This window comes from Actinomadura sp. (assembly GCF_044508335.1).
GTDB lineage: Bacteria > Actinomycetota > Actinomycetes > Streptosporangiales > Streptosporangiaceae > Spirillospora.
This window is the reverse complement of record NZ_JBIQHY010000014.1, coordinates 1-5198: the sequence shown is the minus strand read 5'-3', so window position 1 is coordinate 5198 and position 5198 is coordinate 1. Positions and strand designations below refer to the sequence as shown.

At 70.9% G+C, this 5198-nt stretch carries 5 protein-coding genes; 1 reads left to right on the top strand and 4 read right to left on the bottom strand.

What is annotated here, in order from left to right; genetic code table 11:
• The 4 genes from ACIWVC_RS07965 to ACIWVC_RS07950 all read right to left on the bottom strand — a co-directional run.
• Window positions 1-847: hypothetical protein (locus ACIWVC_RS07965; RefSeq protein ID WP_396453953.1), on the bottom strand; the 847-nt coding region annotated here is incomplete at its 3' end.
• A 260-nt stretch (window positions 848-1107) separates the two neighbouring features.
• Window positions 1108-2214, bottom strand: a complete 1107-nt coding sequence (locus tag ACIWVC_RS07960) for a ferritin-like domain-containing protein (RefSeq protein ID WP_396452988.1) — start codon at window positions 2212-2214, stop codon at window positions 1108-1110.
• Window positions 2215-2390: 176 nt separating this feature from the next.
• Entirely contained in the window at window positions 2391-2999 is a 609-nt protein-coding gene (locus ACIWVC_RS07955) for a hypothetical protein (RefSeq protein WP_396452990.1), read from the bottom strand.
• An 83-nt stretch (window positions 3000-3082) separates the two neighbouring features.
• The gene (locus ACIWVC_RS07950; protein WP_396452991.1) at window positions 3083-3706 is read right to left on the bottom strand and encodes a TetR family transcriptional regulator; all 624 of its coding nucleotides are present in this window, start codon (window positions 3704-3706) and stop codon (window positions 3083-3085) included.
• A gap of 151 nt (window positions 3707-3857) precedes the next feature.
• Between ACIWVC_RS07950 and ACIWVC_RS07945 the strand changes: the two genes are divergently transcribed.
• Window positions 3858-5153, top strand: coding sequence for a GH1 family beta-glucosidase (locus ACIWVC_RS07945; RefSeq protein ID WP_396452993.1), 1296 nt, complete (start codon window positions 3858-3860; stop codon window positions 5151-5153).
• The last annotated feature ends 45 nt before the right edge of the window (window positions 5154-5198 follow it).

The following is a 5198-nucleotide window of genomic DNA, read 5'->3' as shown; positions in this document are numbered from 1 at the left end:
CCGACAGCGGGCCGGCCGACAGCGGGCCGTCCGCCGGGCGCGCGGCCGGGTCCTTCCTGGCCTTCAGCACGTCGACGACCTGCCCGACGCCCTGCTCCGTCCGGTCGAGGCCCGCGCCGGCGTCGTTCACGGCGCCGTTCGCCTGGCCGAGGACGTCGTCGGACGGCACCGGCGTGGCGCGCCGGTCGCGCAGCGGGAAGAGCACGGACCCGGCCGGCGGCCCGCCGGGACGCGCGGCGCCGAGCGCGGCCGGCGCGCTCGGCGGGCCGGCGGGAAGCGCCATGCTCACCGGCATGTTCGCGCGGCGCCCGGCCGGCAGCGCGGGGCGCATGCCCGCCACCTCGCCGATCTCGCCGCCGACCTTGCCCGCGCCCTTCAGGAGCTTCCCGCCGGCCTTGCCGGCGGCCCCGGGCGGGACGGGGAGCGGGACCGTCCCGCCGGCGGCGCGCCGGGCGCCCAGGCAGTCGCCCTCGGGCAGCCCGCCGAGCGGGGTCTTGCCGATGGACGGCAGCCGCGTCTCCGGCAGGCGCGCCCCGGTCTCGATGTCGACCGTCCTGCCGGGATTCAGCGCGCAGCGGGCGGCCTGGGACCGGACGCGGGACGTCCCCGGGGCGGCGCGCAGCACGCCGTCGACGGCGCCGGTGGCCGTCTCGGCGGTCTGCCCTCCGGTCTGCACGACCGGGTCCGGCAGGGCCCGGAGCGCCGGGTAGGCGGTGCCGGCGGTGTCGTAGAGGAGCGCGGTGGCCGGGCCGGGCGCCGCGTCCGCCGGGGCGGGCACGGCGGCGACGGCGGCGGCGAGCGGCACGAGGGCGGCGGCGCCCAGCAGACCTCTGACTGATCGGTTCATTCTTTCCCCCGGGGATTTTTCGGCTTTGACCCTGCACGCGGTGTGCGCCGGCGAGAGCACCGGAACGGCGCACCGCCGAGCGGGGACATTAGTACAGCCGGGGGTCCGGCACGGCGAATTCGAGAATCAATTGGTGAACGCCGGAGAGATCTCAGGAATTGATCAGCCGGAATTGCGCCGGACGGCGGGCGAGGAAGATATCCGACAAAAGACGAAGCGGGGGCGCCCCCGTTGGGACGCCCCCGCCCGGCGGGTGCCGGCTACTCGGCCGCGCCGAGGGAGATGGCCTGGTCGACCTCCTCCTTGCGCGCCGCGAGCTCGGCCGCGTACTTCTCCTCGTCGACCTTCTCGGCGATCTCCTCGTCCTGCTTCATCAGCGCTTCGAGGTCGGCCTTGGCGTTGTCGAGGACGCCCATGTCCTGGTAGGCGGCCTGCACCTTGTCGCCCCAGAGGCCCACGTCGCGGACGCACGGGACGATACGGCTGAACAGCAGCGACTGATAGAGGGTGTACATGTCGGAGTTGTCGACGAACTCCATGCACCGCTCGACCGGCATGTCGAGCTGCTCGAAGATCTCGCGCCCCTTGAACCGGTCGCGCATCAGGTAGCAGCCCTCGACGACGAACTCCTCGCGCTCGGCCCGCTCCTTGTCGGTGAGCTCGGCGTAGTAGTCCTTGAGGGCCAGCCGCCCGAACGCGACGTGCCGCGCCTCGTCCTGCATGACGTATGCGAGCAGCTGCTTGACCAGCGGGTTCGTCGACATGTCGCGGTACAGCCCGAACGCCGCGAGCGCGAGGCCCTCGATGAGGACCTGCATGCCGAGGTAGGGGAGGTCCCAGCGGCTGTCCTCCAGCGACTCGGCGAGCAGCTTCGCGAGGTCCTGGTTGATCGGGTAGTACATCCCGATCTTCTCGTGCACGAACCTCGTGTACAGCTCGACGTGCCGGGCCTCGTCCATGGTCTGGGTCGCGGCGTAGAACTTCGAGTCCAGGTCGGGGACGGACTGGACGATCCGCGCCGACACGTTCAGCGCGCCCTGCTCGCCGTGCAGGAACTGGCTGAACAGCCAGGAGCCCTGGTGCCGGCCGAACTCGTCCCGCTCCTTCTGCGACATCTTCTCCCAGATGTCGGACCCGAAGAGCGGGTTGAAGTTCTCCGGCAGCCCGGCGACGTTGATCGGGTCGACCTCAAGGTCCCAGTCGATGCGCTTCTGCGCGTCCCACTGCTTGTCCTTGCCCTTCTGGTACAGGTTCAGCAGCCGGTCGCGCCCCTCGTCGTACTCCCAGGTGAAGCGGGTGTCGCCCGCCATAGGGACGTTCCACGTCTCGGTCGGGACCGGGGTGGAGTAGAGGTCAAAGGAACTCACGGGGGGATCCTCCTCCAGGCGTTGCGCCGCGTCCTCGCGACGCCGGTTGCACCGCCCACGGCTTTACATACCTTCGTAACATGTAAAGCTCGCGGAAACCAGGGTCACGCGCGAACCAAGAGGCGGAAAAGCCGCCGCCCGCGTCCCCGGGCGGGAGACGCGGGCGGCGGCCGATCTCAGCGGGACTGGAGGGCGTCCAGGGCGACGGCCTGGGCGATGACCAGGCGCCGGTCGAGGCGCGGGTCCTTGATGTCGACGGTGTAGCGGTCGCGGAGGCCGAACTTCTTCTCCACCGAGAAGACGACCTGGTCGCCGGCGTAGAAGTCGAAGTGGTACGGCCAGGCGAACGGCAGGCTGTCCACGTACGGGATGAACTGCCAGACCCGCCGGAGCACCGCCACGAACTTGTTGCGCTCGCTGCCGGTGGTCACCCCGAGGCCCGGCTGCTCCAGATGCCAGGTCGAGGCCAGCAGCGACTTCTTGAAGTCCTTGCGGAAGACGCCGATGGGCTGGCCGTGCGCGTCCGTGATGTCGTAGGCGCTGGCCAGGTCGATGCGCTTGCGCGCCTTGAAGCCGAGGATCGGACGCGTCTTGGAGTCGTCCGAGTAGAGGGTGACCTGCTCCTTGAACGCCAGCCGCTTCTGCTGCGCGAAGGCGAGCAGTTCGCCCTCCTCGCCGCCCGGAGCCTCGGCGTGCACCTCGTACTGGTTCACCATCAGGCGCACCCGCTGCCGGATCAGCAGCCTGTTCTGCGCCTGCAGTCTCTCTTCGTCCAGCGGTCTCACCCGTTCTGTCGCGTTGTGCGGTGGGAGTCTGCCACAGCACGTCCGCAACATCACGAGTTTTCCGGCAGCGCACCGGGCGGGAGTCAGGACTCCTGGATGTGGGCGGAGAGGTAGCCGTGGATCAGGCGCTCCGCCTCGGCGAGGATCTCGGGGTCGCCGTCCGGGTCGCGGCGGAACGCCATCTTCAGGACGGCGTCGCCGGCCTCGACCGAGATGGCGAGCGCGGTGGCGAGGCCGGGGGTGTCCTGGACGCCGAACGTCTCCACGATCATCCGGCGCAGCCGGTCGGCGACCACCGCGTTGTTGTCGGCGTCGGAGTCGAGCAGGTTGACGTCGGCGACGTCGCCGAAGCGCAGCACCCGGAAGCCGGGGACCGTGCGGTGCATGTCGACGAAGATCTCGATGATCGCGCCGACCGTGTCGGACCAGTCGTCGAAGCCGCCCTCGGCGAGCCGGGCCGAGATCCGGTCGCCGAACTCCTCCAGGTTGCGCAGCGCGAGGGCCTGCGCGACCGCGCGCTTGTCGGGGAAGAACTGGTAGACCGAGCCGATCGCCACCTCGGCGCGCTGCGCGATGCGCGTCGTGGTGAGGCCGTCGTAGCCGTCCTCGTCGAGGATCTCCGCGCACGCGTCGAGCATCCGCTGGACGCGTTCGGCGCTGCGGCGCTGGGCTGGGCGGCGGCGGAGCGGGGTCCGGATCTCGGTCACCCCGCCATTGTCCCCCGAACGGCGGGCCGCCCGGCATGGACGGTCGCCGTTCGGCACCCCGGGGCCACGGGAGTCTTCCGCCCGCACCACCCCCGCACTAATATCCGAAAGCTATTCGCATTTCGGCGGGCACGCGGGGAGGGGAACTGCGATGGGTCTTCCGGAGGGCTTCCGATGGGGCGTCGCCACCGCCGCCTACCAGATCGAGGGCGCGGTGGACGAGGACGGGCGGGGACCGTCCGTCTGGGACGCCTTCTCCCACACGCCCGGACGCGTCCGGGACGGCCACACCGGCGACGTCGCCTGCGACCACTACCACCGCTGGCCGGAGGACGTCGCGCTCATGGCGGGCCTCGGCGTCGGCTCCTACCGGTTCTCGATCGCGTGGCCGCGCGTCCAGCCGCCCGGCAGCGGCCCGGTCAACGCGAAGGGCCTCGACTTCTACGACCGGCTGGTCGACGGGCTGCTCGCCGCGGGCATCGCGCCCGCCGCCACCCTCTACCACTGGGACCTCCCGCAGCCGCTGGAAGACGCGGGCGGCTGGATGGAACGCGACACCGCCTACCGGTTCGCCGAATTCTCCTACCTGGCGGCCGAGCGGCTCGCCGACCGCGTGGACATGTGGATAACCCTGAACGAGCCCGTGGTCGTCACGGCCTACGGCTACGCGTTCGGCGTCTACGCCCCCGGCCGGGCGCTCATGCTGGACGCGCTCCCGACCGCGCACCACCAGCTGCTCGCCCACGGCCTCGCCGTCAACGCGCTGCGCAGCCGCGGCGCCCGCGCCGTCGGGCTGACGAACCACTACTCCCCGGCGTGGGCCGCGTCGCCCGGCGACCAGCCCGCCGCCGACGCCTTCGACGCGTTCATGAACCGCCTGTTCACCGACCCCGTGCTGCTCGGCCGGTACCCGGAGCTGATGGCGGACGCGCCGTTCGTCCGTCCCGAGGACATGCCGGTCATCGCGTCGCCGATCGACTTCCTGGGCGTGAACTACTACCACCCGACGCGGCTCGCGACGGCGTCCGAGGGGCCGCTGCCCTTCGACATCGTGGACATCACCGAGTACCCGACCACCGGGATGGGCTGGCCGATCGTCCCGGACGCGTTCCTGTCGCTGCTCCGCACGCTCGACGCCAGGTACGACCTGCCGCCGCTCTACATCACCGAGAACGGGTGCTCGTTCCCCGACGAGGTCGGCCCGGACGGCACGGTGGACGACTCGTCCCGCATCGAGTTCCTGGACGCCCACATCAAGGCCATGCGCACCGCCATCGACGAGGGCATCGACATCCGCGGCTACTACACGTGGTCGCTGCTGGACAATTTCGAATGGGCGGAGGGCTACCACCCGCGCTTCGGCCTCGTCCACGTCGACTACGAGACGCAGAAGCGCACGCCGAAGAAGTCCTACGCCTGGTACCGGGATCTCATAGCGTCGTCGTGACCCGTTCGCGTCGTCGTGACCCGTTCGCGTCGTCGTGACCCGTTC

What these genes read in the sequence shown, in the direction of transcription:
- ACIWVC_RS07945 (WP_396452993.1), top strand. Translation starts at nt 3,858, where the DNA reads ATGGGTCTTCCGGAGGGCTTCCGATGGGGCGTCGCCACCGCCGCCTAC.